The following is a 13,331-nucleotide window of genomic DNA, read 5'->3' on the forward strand; positions in this document are numbered from 1 at the left end:
GGCAGCGATCAGCCTGTCGGGGTCAACCAGGCATCCAGATAGGTCTTCAACCTGTCGGTGAATGTCGTCGCGGAATGCAATGCGCAGAATCTTAGTGACATGGCCTGAATGGCAAAGGCCTGCACACCTTCGGCCAACAACTCGGGTGGCACATCCTTGCGCACCTCTGCATCTTCGAGCCACAGCATCACGATGCGGAAATATCGCTCAAAACAATAGGCCACCGGTCCTATTTCGGCGACAGCCGTAGCACCGGAATACCTGATCAACAAATCGAATACATATCGCTCGGACGTCATGAAACTGTGAACCGGTTCCAGCGCAGTGACGATTTCTGCAACAGTTTTGGGCGGTGTTCCGGCCTCGGCCTGATCCAGACAGGCGTTCAGCTTGTCTGCGATCAGAATTTCCATCAGCGCATCCTTGTCGTGAAAATGCGCGAAAAAGGTGCCCTTCGCGACCCCAGCGGCCTTCACGACCTCTTCCACCCGTAACGCTTCATATCCGCCATTGCGGATGACCTCTTCAGCGGCCGAGAGAAGCTTGGCGCGGGTCTTGATCGTACGTTTCTGAATTGTCTTTTGCATATGGCTCAATCGCATAATTTCTGACCGTGGTCAAATTTTTATTGACCGTAGTCATTTATTGATTCTATAAATTGACCACGGTCATTTTTTCAGGAGATACCCGATGCAACCGAAAAAGATTCTCATCCTTGACGGACACCCCGCAGAAAGCAGCCTGTCACGCACATTTGCCGAAACATACAGAGACGCGGCCCGCAAAAACGGGCACGATGTACGGTTGGTTCATCTGAGCGATCTGCAATTCGATTTTGACTTCGGTCAGGGCAATTATCACGACTTCAAACCACTTGAGCCGGTTCTGGAACAAGTGCTTCAGGACTTTGAGTGGAGCGACCACCTGGTCCTGACTACCCCGATGTGGTGGGGCGGCCTTCCAGCCAAACTCAAAGGACTGATCGACCGAATGTTCATTCCGGGACGAACCTTTGACACACGGAACACCACCAAGATCGGATTTCCGGCGCCCATGCTGACTGGGCGTACTGCACGCGTCATCCTGACGTCAGACACGCCGGGATGGTTCATGCGCCTGATATACCGGCAGGCGCTAATCCGTCAGGTACGGGACCAGATTCTTGGGTTCGTCGGCTTCAAACCAACCCGTTTCACCTATTTTTCCGGCGCAAGCTATCCCAAGCCCGGCAGCGTAGATCGCTGGGTGGAAAAAGTATCAAGGATCGGGGCCGCTGCGGTTTGAACCACAGCCGACACCCACATCTACCACATCGTTTTTGCGGCGCGTGCAGGCCATTCCTCGTCATATTGCGCGCCGCCTTCCGCGCCGTCTGATGCCTCGGACAGAAGCTGACCTATCGTGGGAAGATCGCCGCTGTCATCACCACTTGACCAGATGCGCGCCCGGATCAAAGCACGGGCACATTGGCTGTATATCTCGGCGATTTCAACGACGATAACGGTCGCCGGGCGTTTGCCGACCTTCTCGAATTGATGCCGCAGGGTCTCATCCGCCGTTACCCGCGCCAACCCGTTCACCCGAACGACGTTGTTGGACCCCGGAACAAGGAACATCAGCGAAACACGTGGATCGCGCACGATATTGCGCAAACTGTCCAGACGGTTGTTGCCGCGCCAGTCCGGCAGAGCCAGCGTATTCGCATCCAGCTCTTTCACCACCGGGCCATCATCGCCCCGAGGGCTGCCATCCACACCTTCAGGACCAACCGTGCTGAGCAAACAGAGGCGCGATGCAAGGATCCACTTGCGATAGAGGGGCGTCAGTTGATGAACGACCTTTCGCAAGGACGGAGCACCGGGCCGACCATACAAAGATTCAAGCGTTTCGATGTCACGAATGTGCTCCATCCGGATCAAACCCCACTTCCCGCATCAACTCGTTGGAACGCGTTTCTATCACATCTTCCAGCCGGGCAAGGAATTCGTCCCGACCAACACCCGGCTCGATTGGGTCGAGGAAATCGACGATCGCAAGGCCCGGTTTGCGCATGACACCCGTTCGGGGCCAGAAGACGCCGGCATTCGTCGCGACCGGAACGCAGGGAAAGCCGAGCCCTTCGTAAAGAACGGCTGTTCCAACCTTGTAAGGTTTCTTCGCACCGGGCGCCACACGTGTCCCTTGCGGGTAAATCACAAGCTGCCCGGGTTCCGAAAACTCTTTCGATACATCCTTGACCATCTTGGTCACGGCAGCACCGCGCTTGCCGCGATTGACCGGAATACAGCCAAGTCGCCGCGCATACATTCCAATGACGGGTGTAAACAAAAGCTCGCGCTTCATGATGAACTTGCCGTGCGGAATGGCATCAAAAATTATGATGATATCAAGAAACGACTGGTGTTTTGCGGCTATGACCACTTCATTCGTTGGGACCCTACCCCGCACTTCACACCGAATGCCAACCATCCACCGGGCCAGCCACATGGTGCTGCGCGCGTAGGTCTTGCACGCCCTCAGGGCGCCAGCCTTGGAAAACAGTGCATAGGGCAGAAAGACAATGCCAAGGATCAGCATCCAGGCGTAGATCATGATCATGAAGATCAATGACCGAACCCATTGAACAGCCATCAACATCAGGAAAGCTCCTTCAATTTGCGTCGGGCCGCAGCCCAGGTGGCAAAAAACGCGACCATGGCACCAAGGATCGGGATAAGAACCGGCAACGCCCAGTCTTTGCCCTGAAAGCCGACGCCAGCCAGAAAACCACCCGATTCCGAGGCTTCGGGCAGCATCAGAACACCGGTCATGCCCAGCAATGTACCGACTGATGCCCCAAAGAATGCGCGATATGTAAACCGCCTTACGAATGCGCCCGCTATGAACCCATCGCGTGCACCGACCAGGCGCAGCACTTCGATAATCTGGGCATTTGCGGCAAGCGACGCATTGGCGGCAAGAGTAATCATGGCCGCGGTCGCACCACCGATCAGCAGGATCGAAATCCACCCCAGACGACGCAGGGACATCGCCGCATCAACCAAAGGCTCCCGCCACCGCGTATGATCATCCAGCACGGCGCCCGGCACCTCGGCCCCCAGTCGCAAACGCAACCCAGCCACGTCGATGCCCGGTTCGGTTTCAATGATCTCGATAAGCTGCGGCACGGGCAGCGTATCCAGCGGTAGATCCGGCCCGAACCAAGGGGCAAGCAACGCCGCCTGCTCTTCCTGCGTCAAAGCACGGGCCGAGGCCACGCCAGGCGTCTGGCTCAGAACGGTCAGCGCGGCCTCGGTCTGGGCCGCACGCTGTTCCGCTGGCGCGTTGATGCGCAGGGTTGCCGCTCCGGCCAGTTCCGAGGCCCAGCGATCCGCAATGCGCCCCGAAGCCAGAGACAGGGCCAGTGCGAATACTGCAAGAAACGCCATCGCACCCGCGACAAACAGGGTCAGGTGTGCCGTATATCCCGTTGGGGGAACAACCCGGTCTGCCCGTTTGTCACCGCGCAACAGATTTTTGAGATCAGGACTGATCATAGATCCGCCCCCGCCAGTTGCAGCTTGCGCTGCGAAATACGCAGGACACGGGCCTGTACCTGGCTTTTGGCCGCGCGGATCAGGCTCAGATCATGGGTGGCGATCAGGACGGTTTTGCCCATCCGGTTCAGTTCGATCAGAAGACGCAGCAGCCGTTGCGACATTTCCCAATCAACATTGCCCGTCGGCTCATCCGCCAAAACCACGTCAGGCGACAATATGACGGCACGCGCCAGAGCGGCCCTTTGCCGCTCGCCGCCGGACAGTTCAGGCGGGAGCGCTTCGAGCCTGGCGCCAAGTCCCACCCAGCTGAGCAGCTCGGTCAGGTTTTCCTGCTCGGATGTTTCCGAACGCCCGGACACCATCAGCGGCAACGCGACGTTTTCGGCAAGCGTCATGTGGTCAAGGAACTGACAATCCTGATGCACGACACCAACGCGGCGACGCAATACGGCCAGCTGGTCGCGATCAAGGGTTGAAATATCCTGGTCAAACACACTCAACCGCCCCGAGCTCGGCAGCAGGGCACCATAGCACAGCTTGAGCAACGTGGTCTTGCCCGCCCCGGAAGGCCCGGTCAGAAAGTGAAACGAACCCGGCTGCAATTGTACCGAGACATCACTCAGCAACTCGCCGCCACCGTAGGTGTAGCTGACATTTTCCAGCTCGATCACACGTGCCCCCGTTATTTTGCCGCTCTTCTTGCCCGAGCATGGTGATGGTTTCAATGGCTCTACCGGGTCCAATTGGTGACACTTGACCCGCGAAACCGAAAACGCTCTTTGCTGTTGGGTCTTAACCGAATATCATTCCTGAAAAAACTATTATCGGCCCTTCGCCCGGCCGAGGAGGCAGCATGCGTCTTACATGTCCGAATTGCAGCGCGCAGTACGAGGTTCCTGACGAGGTCATCCCCGAGGAAGGCCGCGACGTACAGTGTTCCAACTGTGATCAGACCTGGTTTCAAGCGAAGCACCCTGCCGAAGCCGCAGGCGCACCGGACAAAAAAGCGGAAACCCCCGAACAGGATGACACATCGCCCGACGTGGTCGACGCTCCGCAGGACGCCGAACCGGGTCCTGTTGAAGAAGCGGTATCCGAAGGCAAGCCAGAAGTTGAAAAACCCGCTGCGCCTACAGGGAATGTCGATCCGTCCGTCGCCAGCATTCTGAAAGAGGAAGCTGCCCGCGAAGCGGAATTGCGGGCGCAGGAAGGCAGCAGCCTTGAGAGCCAGCCCGATCTCGGGCTGGATACGCCACCAGAACCCAAGGTGCGCCCCAAGCGGCCTTCGGCTTCGGAAACCGCTGTCGATGCCGGACAGAAAGACGCGCTGCCGGATGTTGAAGCCATCAATTCGACAATGCGATCTGACGAGTCGGAAGAGGTCCCGCAGCCACCCCGCAAATCGGGCGGTTTCCTGCGCGGTTTTGCGTTGATGCTGATCATCGGCGTGGTTCTGTATCTGATCTATGGAAATGCCCAACAGATCAGCGAAGCGGTCCCTCAGGCCGACCCGTTGCTCAGCTCATACGTGTCGCTTGTGGATCAGGCGCGTATCTGGCTGGAAGCACAGGCTGGATCCGGTGCCCAGAACTGAGGTCTAGAACCTCTCCAACAAACGTTTCAGGTATTCCAATTCGATCTGGGGGCGGTCCGATTCCCCGGTTCTGCGCCGGATTTCATCCAGCAGTTCCCGCGCCCGGCGATACACGTCTTCGCCTTGCAGCAAATTCTCATCTGTTGAAATCGAACCGGCGGCACCCGGATTTCGGCCCAGCGGATCGCGATTGTTGGCTTGCATGTCGCCATCCTGCGTTCCCTGACCCGGCTGATTCTGCTGGTTCTGCGCCATCGCCTCACCCAACGAACGCATCCCTTCGCGCAGGGCTTCCATCGCCTCGGATTGCCGGTCGATGGCTTCGGCCAGATCATCCCCACGCAGGGCCTGTTCCGCCTCGTCCATGGCGCGCCCGGCCCGGTCCAGCGCCTCGCGCGCGGCGTCACCTTCGGGCGTGCCGGCGCCGGGCAAACCCTGTTGCTGGCGGCTCAGCTCATCTCTTAGCGCTTGCTGCCGATCCGCAAGTGAGCCTTGACCCTGCTGGCCTTCGCCAGCCTGATCCGAGCCTTCCCCCTGACCGCCCTGACCTTCGTGGCTTTGCCCCCGGCCTTGCCCGCCATTGCGTCCCTCATTGCCCTGGCTTTCACCGGATTGAGCACCTGGATTAAACTGTTCCTGCAAATCACGGAAGGCCTGATCGCTCAGACCTTGTTGCTCGCGCAGGGTTTCCGCAAGACCTTCCATGGCCTGCTGACCTTCGGACTGCTGCCCTCCGCCCTGGCCCTGAGTCACACGCATGTTTTCCATCATCTGCTGGAACTCTTCCAGTGCCTGCTGGGCTTCGGCCATCCGGCCCTGTTCCATGAGCTCCTGAATGCGGTCCATCATGCGTTGCAGATCATCCTGCGTCATTTGCAGGGACTCGCCGTTCTGGCCCTGCTGACGCTCGCCATCTTCGCCGTTCGGCTGGGCCAACCGTTGCAGTTGTTGGAGGTAATCCTGCGTCGCTTCGCGCAATTCCTGCATCAGTTCCGCGATTTCCTCGTCGCTGGCGCCGTTCTTCATTGCTTCGGTCAGACGTTCCTGCGCGCGCCGCATCCGTTCCAGCGCATCCGCAAGCGTGCCGTCCTCGATCAACACGGCAAGATCCCAGAGCGCCTGGGCGATCTCTGCCTGCTGTTCGGGTTTCAGCCCGTATTGATCAAAGGTCTCAAGCCGCCGCAGCACGACCCTCAGACGCAAATAGGCAGTTTCCGAGCGAAACAAGTCCTCTGGCAGATGAGATACAGCCCGCAGCAGTTGCGCGATCCGAGGCGCATTGGACCGCGACCACAGCAGATCGCGCCGTTGTTCGATCACCGCAGCGGCCAGCGGATCAAAGAACCGACGGGCCGGAAGATCGGTCACATAAGGTTCGGAAGACGATTGCTGATCCGCCGCGTCCGTGGCCATCAAGGTGATCCGAACCGGCAAATGCGCCCATGGGTGTTGCGAGAAATCCTCGATCAGATCTTCTGCAAAATCCACCCGGTCGCCGGTGATCGGCATAGGCAGTTCAACTGCGATCGCTTCGCGTGGTTCGGGCTCTGCCGCCAGACCATAGCGGCGATCAACGGCAGCCAGATCCAGTTCGATCAGGGCAGAGCCTGCAACCACACCATAGTCATCTCCTGCGACGAATGGCAGCTTCATCTGCCCGCCCGCCTCGGCCTCAGCCGATCCAGCCACGGCTATCTGTGGTGCCGTGTCGTCAATGATCTCAACGGCCCATTCCCGCCTCGCTGGCCCGTCGATGCGCAATTGGCCAGAGCGTTCTGCCACGAACTCCTGCTCGGGGTCGGTCGCCGCCTCGGCCCCCAGGGCCGAGCTGTTTTCCGTCAGGCTATGTGCGCCAACCTCACCATAAAGCCGCAAGGTAACGCGACTGCCCTTGGGAACGGCAAGCTCTGCATCCGTTTGGTCCGCAAGATACAGCGTTGGAAGGCCCGTATAGCGCGGGGGTTCGACCCATCCTTCCCAAGTCGGCCCCTGCCCGGCGGCAGCAGTGCCCGGGGCCATGTCCGCCACAGACCCCACGCGCCACAAAGAGCCGAAAACAAGCGCTACGACAAAAGCCAGCAACGCCGCGTAGCGCAGTGCATAAGGATCTCGCGATGCCAGCCGAAGGTCTGGTTTCACGGCCTCGGCCGTCGCGACCCGTTGCGCCATCCGGGCTTTGTGGGCTTGCCACAGCGCCACAGAATCCCGATCGGCCGCACCGATAGCCTGATCATCCATCAAGGCCTGAATTGGGCGTCCCGGCAAGGTCTCATCCAGCCGCATCAAAACCTCGGCGCGCAAAGGCAACTTGAGACCCCTCAGGCCAAGCACCGCAGCTGTCAAAAACGACCCCAAGGACAGCGCGCCGACCGCCCAGACAATTTCCACGGAAACAACATCTTGAAGCCCCAGCATCAAAGCCGCAAGCAGAACAAGTACAATCGAGAACGCCGGCCAGAACGCGCGCAACACCTGTTCTGCCACCATGCCGACATGAGTCAGCCACACGGACAGGCGCGGAATGGGCAGGTTTGAACGGTCAGACAAGACGGGCCTCCGGGGTTAGGCCCGCGCGGTCATCGCGTCAAAGCCATGAAGGTATGGTATCGCGGTTTATGATTTCGTCAAAGCTTGGTCGTTCACGAATGACTGCAAATTGATCACCATTGACCAGAACCTCGGGGATCAGCGGGCGGGTATTGTACTCGCTGGCCATCACCGCGCCATAGGCACCCGCGCTGCGGAAGGCGATCAGGTCACCCGATTTGAGCGGCGGCATGTTGCGTTGTTTGGCAAAAGTGTCACCGGATTCGCAGACCGGGCCCACGATGTCATAAGGGCGCTGTTCCACACCGGCGACAGGTTCCTGCACCGCGACGATATCGTGGTAAGCTTCGTACATTGCCGGGCGGATCAGGTCATTCATCGCCCCATCAAGGATCAAAAAATCGCGACCTTCGCCTGATTTCACGTAGATGACCTTGCTAACCATGATCCCGGCGTTGCCCGCGATCAGGCGGCCCGGCTCGATCTCGATCTCACAGCCAAGATGGCCCAATGTTTTCTTGACCAGCGCACCATATTCAATCGGCAAGGGGGGTGCGTTGTTCGACCGGGTGTAAGGAATGCCCAGACCGCCACCCAGATCGAGACGCCGAATGTTGTGACCTTCAGAACGGAGGCGTTCGGTCAGCTCGGCTACTTTTGTGTAGGCCAGCTCATAAGGCTCAAGTTCGGTCAGTTGCGAGCCGATATGGACGTCGATGCCGATCACCTCCAACCCCGGCAAGCTGGCAGCGTGGGCGTAAACTTCCGAGGCACGGGCAATCGGAATGCCAAACTTGTTCTCGGACTTGCCTGTGGCAATCTTGGCATGGGTCTTGGCATCGACATCCGGGTTCACCCTTACAGTAATCGGCGCAACCACACCCAATTCCAGTGCAACGGCGTTGATCACTTCCATCTCGGGCTCGGATTCGACGTTGAACTGACGGATGCCGCCGGTCAGTGCGGTACGAATCTCATCCGCCGTTTTACCCACGCCAGAGAACACGATTTTGTCGCCCGGAACGCCCGCCGCCTTGGCGCGCAGGTATTCCCCGCCCGAAACCACGTCCATCCCTGCGCCCGCCTTTGCCAGAGTTTTCAGGATCGCCTGATTGCTGGCCGCTTTCATCGCATAGCAGACAAGGTGGTCCGTGCCGTCAAGCGCATCGTCAAACAGCTGAAAATGCCGCAGCAAGGTTGCTGTGGAGTAGACATAGAACGGCGTTCCGACCGCGGCAGCGATTTCGGAGACAGGGACATCCTCGGCGAATAGCGCGCCGTCGCGGTAGAGAAAATGATCCATGTCTGCGCGCTTAGACCAGAAGATAGCTTCGGATCAATGGATTCCGAACCCATCGACCAAGTTTAATTTCGGGTCGAAACTCCAACCCGGCCATAGCCCGAGATCGAAACTCCGGTGCCCGATTGTTTGGGCTCTGCAGCAGGTTCCGGGCGTCTTGCCGATGTAGGTTCGCAAGCCGTCAAAGCCGCAAATACCAGAAACAGTCCTAGTGTTCTCATTTCAGTATCTTTTCTTTGGATGACATGCGCACCGACATGCCAACTCACGTTGGTGGATATAAAACCGATGCGCAATATGAAAGTGGTTTAGAATCCCAGGTAGATCCCCAGCGGGCCACGGCTCAGACCTACGCCACCGCCTACATACGCTCCGCCAGAGCCGACACCGACGGTTGCACTGACAGTTGGCTGAGCGGGCGCTGGCTGAACGGGCTCACCATCGGCTCCGCATCCGGCCAGCATCAGGCCGGACCCTGCAATCAGAATCGCGCGCAGCACGGTCATCACACCATTGCCTTCCATCGTTCAACCTGAGCACGCACCTGATCAGGAGCTGTGCCACCATAGGACTGGCGTGAGTTTACAGAATTTTCGACTCCAAGGACAGAGTAGACGTCATTTGTGATCTCGGCATGGACCGATTGCATGTCGTCCAGCGTCAGATCGGGCAGGTCGCAGCCCTTCTTCTCGGCCATGGCCACCAGCGATCCGGTAACATGATGCGCGTCGCGGAAGGGCAGGCCCAGCACCCGAACCAGCCAGTCGGCCAGATCGGTCGCGGTGGAAAAGCCCGAGCCGGCGGCGGCGGCCAGGCTGTCGCGGTTGGCGGTCATGTCCTTGACCATGCCTTCCATCGCGGCCAGCGCCAGCATCCAGTTGTCGGCGGCGTCAAAGACCTGTTCCTTGTCTTCCTGCATGTCCTTGGAATAGGCCAGCGGCAGGCCCTTCATCACCATCATCAGCGCCGTGTTGGCGCCAAAGATCCGACCCACCTTGGCGCGGATCAGCTCTGCCGCATCGGGGTTTTTCTTCTGCGGCATGATCGACGATCCGGTTGAGAACCGATCCGACAGGGTAACGAAACGGAACTGCGCCGAAGACCAGATCACCAGTTCCTCGGCAAACCGCGACAGATGCACGGCGCAGATCGAGGCCACGGACAGGAACTCCAGCGCGAAGTCACGATCGCTGACGGCGTCCAGCGAGTTGGCGGCAGGCCGGTCAAAGCCCAGCGCCTCGGCCGTCATATGGCGGTCGATGGGAAAGGACGTTCCGGCCAGCGCCGCAGCCCCCAGTGGCGATTCGTTCATCCGGGCACGGGCGTCACGAACGCGGGACAGATCACGGCCAAACATCTCGACATAGGCCATCATGTGATGGCCCCATGTCACCGGCTGCGCCGTTTGCAGGTGGGTAAAGCCCGGCATGACCCAATCGGCGCCAGCCTCGGCCTGCGCCAAAAGCGCGCGGATCAGGGCCAGCAAGCCGCTCTCAGCAGCGTCCAGCTGATCACGAACCCAGAGCTTGAAATCGGTTGCGACCTGGTCATTGCGTGACCGGCCTGTGTGCAAACGGCCTGCGGGCTCTCCGATGATCTCTTTCAGACGTGCCTCGACATTCATGTGAATGTCTTCCAGCGCGGTCGAGAACTGGAACTCTCCGTTCTGGATTTCTGACAAAACGGTGAGCAGCCCTTCCCGAATGGCTTCGGCGTCACTATCACTTATGACGCCTGTGGCTGCCAGCATGGCCGCATGGGCGCGCGAGCCTGCGATGTCCTGGGCTGCCATCCGCTGATCGAACCCGATCGAGGCGTTGATTGCCTCCATGATCGCGTCTGGACCGGCGGCAAAGCGGCCGCCCCACATCTGGTTCGAGGATTGATCGGTCATGTAAGAAAACCCGGAGTTGATATGCGCCTATTTCGTCTGATCCCCCTTTATATGGCCCTTGCGCTGGGTGCAAATGCCGCCTTGGCGACCGATGCCGAGACGCTGGCCCCTCTGCGGGAAGAGAGCCTGAAACGTCTGATCCTGCACAAGGAACCGAAACCCGCCAAATCAATCGAATTCCAGCTGGAAGATGACGGCGGTGTCGGCACGCTTGCCGATTATGAGGGCAAGTATGTGCTGCTGAATTTCTGGGCCACCTGGTGTGCGCCCTGCCGCAAAGAGATGCCTCAGATCGCTGAACTTCAGGAAGAGTTCGGCGGCGACAAGTTTCAGGTTCTGACACTGGCCACGGGCCGCAACTCGCCTGCCGGCATCAAAAAGTTCTTTGAAGAGAACGGCATCGCCAACCTGCCCCGTCACCAGGACCCCAGTTCAGCCGCTGCCCGTGAGTTCGGCGTCATCGCCTTGCCGATCACGGTCATCCTGAACCCCGAAGGGCAGGAAATCGCCCGGCTGATCGGCGACGCCGAGTGGAACTCGGACAGTGCGAAGGCGATTATCTCGACGCTTGTGGAATCCAATAGCTGACGAATGGCGCAGCGTCCGCCTGTTTGTGATACACTCGAACCGGCCCAATTGGGCCGGTTTTCGTTTGTGACCTTATAGAAAGGAGGCGACGATGAAGCCGGTGGTTCTTTTGATCGGACGGTTGCCAAATGTGATCGGTGATGTGGCACGGCAACTGGATCATCTGCCGATTCAGTGGCTGGGCGCACATGACACGGACGAGGTCCGGAAACAGCTGGATGCCGAGCCCCGAATTGCCTGCGCCATCTTGGGCGCGGGGCTTGACGACACGATCCGTGGTGAAATGGTGGGCATAATTGCCGCCCGGCGCCCGGATATCTGCATCCATCTGAAGGATCGTACATCCGGCCCCGAGGGGCTGGTGCCCTTCGTCGAACGTGTGGTGCAACACGAGATACTGGAACGGCTGGAAAACAGCTGACGCAACGCCACCTTTGACAGAGTTTCAACTCCTTTGCACTCTGCGCTCAGGAGGATGGAATGCCACTTGAAATTCTACTGACGCTGGTCGTCGGCGGCATAGCTGGTGTCACCCTGTTATTGCATCTCACCGGCAAATCGCAGCAAGTGATGCTGACGCCCGACATTGCACGATCACAATGGGCACGTCACTTTCCGGACGATGATGTGGTCGACGTCACGGTTTCCCATGATGGCCACGCCGCGATGGTGCGCACCAGTTCAGGCAATGGGTTGCTTTGGTCCTTCGGGGCCGACACCGTGGCCCGGCATCTGCTGGACTATGATCTTCTGGATCATCCGGAAGGATTTGAGATTCTGTTTCACGAATTCTCGGTGCCCAAAACACTCATCCGACTGGACGAATTCGAACGCCATCACTGGCGTGACCTGATGGAGCCCGCATGACAGACCAAATTAGTTTTCCCGATGCGGTGCAATGGGCCGTTCCCTTTTTCATCGCAGCAATTCTGGCCGAGTTTCTGTGGATCGCAGTCAAAGGCAAAGGCGGGCGTTATGAAACACGCGACGCGGTGACTTCTTTGATCATGGGGGCCGGAAACATCGCATCGGGCTTTTTGCTGGGCTTTATCGCCTATGCGTTTTTCATGTGGCTTTGGCAGATCACGCCGATGAACCTGGGTACGTCAATTCCGGTTATCATCCTGTGCTTTGTCCTGGACGATCTGCGTTACTACTGGGTCCACCGCTTTGGCCATCGCATCCGCTGGGTCTGGGCCAGCCACGTAAACCATCACAGCTCGCAGCACTACAACCTGACGACCGCGCTGCGGCAGACCTGGACTTATACGTTTACTTTCATGATGGTCGTACGCGCCCCACTGATCCTGCTTGGGTTCCATCCTGCGATGGTTTTGTTCGTCGGTGGCCTCAATCTTATCTATCAGTTCTGGATTCACACCGAGGCCATCGGCAAGATGCCCCGCTGGTTCGAGGCGGTAATGAACACCCCCAGTCACCACCGCGCCCATCACGGCCGCAACGCACGCTATCTGGATTGCAACTATGCCGGGGTGTTCATCATCTGGGACAAGCTGTTCGGCACCTTCGTCCCCGAGCAGGAGGACGACCGGGTAGACTATGGTCTGGTGCACAATATCGGCACCTTCAATCCCCTGCGGGTGGCCTTTCACGAATGGGTGGCCATCTGGCGCGACGCGACCCAGCCGGGCCTGACCCTGAAACAGCGGCTGGCCTACTGCTTTGCCCCACCGGGGTACAGCCACGATGGCAGCCGGGATAATTCGGAACAGATCAAAGCCAAGCATCTGGCGCGCCACCCGGAAGATCGCGGAACGCCAGGTTTTGAGCATCTGGACAAAAAACTGCCCAGCGGACAAGCAGAACAGGCCTGAAACGACCGGCTGAACCATGCTTGTGCCTTGAAAC

16 protein-coding genes are annotated in these 13,331 nt (G+C 58.9%); 6 read left to right on the forward strand and 10 right to left on the reverse strand.

The genetic code is table 11. The features are described from left to right. Positions 1-8: 8 nt before the first annotated feature. Positions 9-587 (reverse strand): TetR/AcrR family transcriptional regulator, encoded by a 579-nt coding sequence (locus ACR3E6_RS03170; RefSeq protein ID WP_480485792.1) that lies wholly within the window; start codon positions 585-587, stop codon positions 9-11. A gap of 103 nt (positions 588-690) precedes the next feature. Here ACR3E6_RS03170 and ACR3E6_RS03175 point away from each other — a divergent pair, with 103 nt between their 5' ends. Next, positions 691-1,284, forward strand: coding sequence for an NAD(P)H-dependent oxidoreductase (locus ACR3E6_RS03175; RefSeq protein ID WP_171171173.1), 594 nt, complete (start codon positions 691-693; stop codon positions 1,282-1,284). Positions 1,285-1,304: 20 nt separating this feature from the next. Here the strand turns inward: ACR3E6_RS03175 and ACR3E6_RS03180 are convergent, their stop codons facing one another. Genes ACR3E6_RS03180 through ACR3E6_RS03195 form a run of 4 tightly spaced genes read right to left on the reverse strand, consistent with a single transcriptional unit; the run spans position 1,305 to position 4,210 of the window. After that, on the reverse strand, positions 1,305-1,910 hold the full coding sequence (locus ACR3E6_RS03180) for a pyridoxamine 5'-phosphate oxidase family protein (RefSeq protein WP_480485794.1): 606 nt from the start codon (positions 1,908-1,910) through the stop codon (positions 1,305-1,307). Further along, the gene (locus tag ACR3E6_RS03185; RefSeq protein WP_480485796.1) at positions 1,894-2,637 is read right to left on the reverse strand and encodes a lysophospholipid acyltransferase family protein; all 744 of its coding nucleotides are present in this window, start codon (positions 2,635-2,637) and stop codon (positions 1,894-1,896) included. The genes ACR3E6_RS03180 and ACR3E6_RS03185 overlap by 17 nt, the downstream gene beginning before the upstream one ends. Next, a complete protein-coding gene (locus ACR3E6_RS03190) occupies positions 2,637-3,536 on the reverse strand; it encodes a cell division protein FtsX (RefSeq protein WP_171634956.1) in 900 nt (299 codons plus the stop codon). The genes ACR3E6_RS03185 and ACR3E6_RS03190 overlap by 1 nt, the downstream gene beginning before the upstream one ends. Then, the gene (locus ACR3E6_RS03195) at positions 3,533-4,210 is read right to left on the reverse strand and encodes a cell division ATP-binding protein FtsE (protein ID WP_152456816.1); all 678 of its coding nucleotides are present in this window, start codon (positions 4,208-4,210) and stop codon (positions 3,533-3,535) included. Before ACR3E6_RS03195 ends, ACR3E6_RS03190 begins: the two co-directional genes overlap by 4 nt. 182 nt (positions 4,211-4,392) lie before the next feature. Here ACR3E6_RS03195 and ACR3E6_RS03200 point away from each other — a divergent pair, with 182 nt between their 5' ends. After that, a complete protein-coding gene (locus tag ACR3E6_RS03200; protein WP_480485799.1) occupies positions 4,393-5,133 on the forward strand; it encodes a zinc-ribbon domain-containing protein in 741 nt (246 codons plus the stop codon). Positions 5,134-5,136: 3 nt separating this feature from the next. On the opposite strand, the gene ACR3E6_RS03205 is transcribed toward ACR3E6_RS03200, so the two are convergent. The 5 genes from ACR3E6_RS03205 to argH all read right to left on the reverse strand — a co-directional run bounded on the left by ACR3E6_RS03205 (position 5,137) and on the right by argH (position 10,874). Further along, entirely contained in the window at positions 5,137-7,680 is a 2,544-nt protein-coding gene (locus tag ACR3E6_RS03205; protein WP_480485801.1) for a TIGR02302 family protein, read from the reverse strand. A 37-nt stretch (positions 7,681-7,717) separates the two neighbouring features. Then, on the reverse strand, positions 7,718-8,983 hold the full coding sequence (gene lysA, locus ACR3E6_RS03210) for a diaminopimelate decarboxylase (RefSeq protein WP_171634961.1): 1,266 nt from the start codon (positions 8,981-8,983) through the stop codon (positions 7,718-7,720). A gap of 62 nt (positions 8,984-9,045) precedes the next feature. Next, the gene (locus ACR3E6_RS03215; protein WP_171229797.1) at positions 9,046-9,201 is read right to left on the reverse strand and encodes a hypothetical protein; all 156 of its coding nucleotides are present in this window, start codon (positions 9,199-9,201) and stop codon (positions 9,046-9,048) included. Between the two features lie 87 nt (positions 9,202-9,288). Then, positions 9,289-9,486: a hypothetical protein gene (locus tag ACR3E6_RS03220; protein ID WP_152459807.1), complete on the reverse strand. Its 198-nt coding sequence runs from the start codon at positions 9,484-9,486 to the stop codon at positions 9,289-9,291. Next, positions 9,486-10,874 carry an argininosuccinate lyase gene (gene argH, locus ACR3E6_RS03225; protein ID WP_209834677.1) on the reverse strand — a complete coding sequence of 463 codons (1,389 nt, stop codon included), beginning with the start codon at positions 10,872-10,874 and terminating at the stop codon, positions 9,486-9,488. Before argH ends, ACR3E6_RS03220 begins: the two co-directional genes overlap by 1 nt. 21 nt (positions 10,875-10,895) lie before the next feature. On the opposite strand from argH, the gene ACR3E6_RS03230 reads away from it, so the two are divergent. From ACR3E6_RS03230 to ACR3E6_RS03245, 4 genes are all read left to right on the forward strand, one after another. After that, the gene (locus ACR3E6_RS03230) at positions 10,896-11,462 is read left to right on the forward strand and encodes a TlpA disulfide reductase family protein (protein ID WP_171634966.1); all 567 of its coding nucleotides are present in this window, start codon (positions 10,896-10,898) and stop codon (positions 11,460-11,462) included. Positions 11,463-11,553: 91 nt separating this feature from the next. Then, positions 11,554-11,883, forward strand: coding sequence for a hypothetical protein (locus ACR3E6_RS03235; RefSeq protein WP_152456810.1), 330 nt, complete (start codon positions 11,554-11,556; stop codon positions 11,881-11,883). 59 nt (positions 11,884-11,942) lie between these two features. Then, a complete protein-coding gene (locus tag ACR3E6_RS03240) occupies positions 11,943-12,329 on the forward strand; it encodes a hypothetical protein (RefSeq protein WP_171724278.1) in 387 nt (128 codons plus the stop codon). Beyond that, entirely contained in the window at positions 12,326-13,297 is a 972-nt protein-coding gene (locus ACR3E6_RS03245) for a sterol desaturase family protein (protein WP_257599938.1), read from the forward strand. Before ACR3E6_RS03240 ends, ACR3E6_RS03245 begins: the two co-directional genes overlap by 4 nt. Positions 13,298-13,331 lie beyond the last annotated feature (34 nt).

Source organism: Ruegeria sp. AL3 (assembly GCF_056536065.1).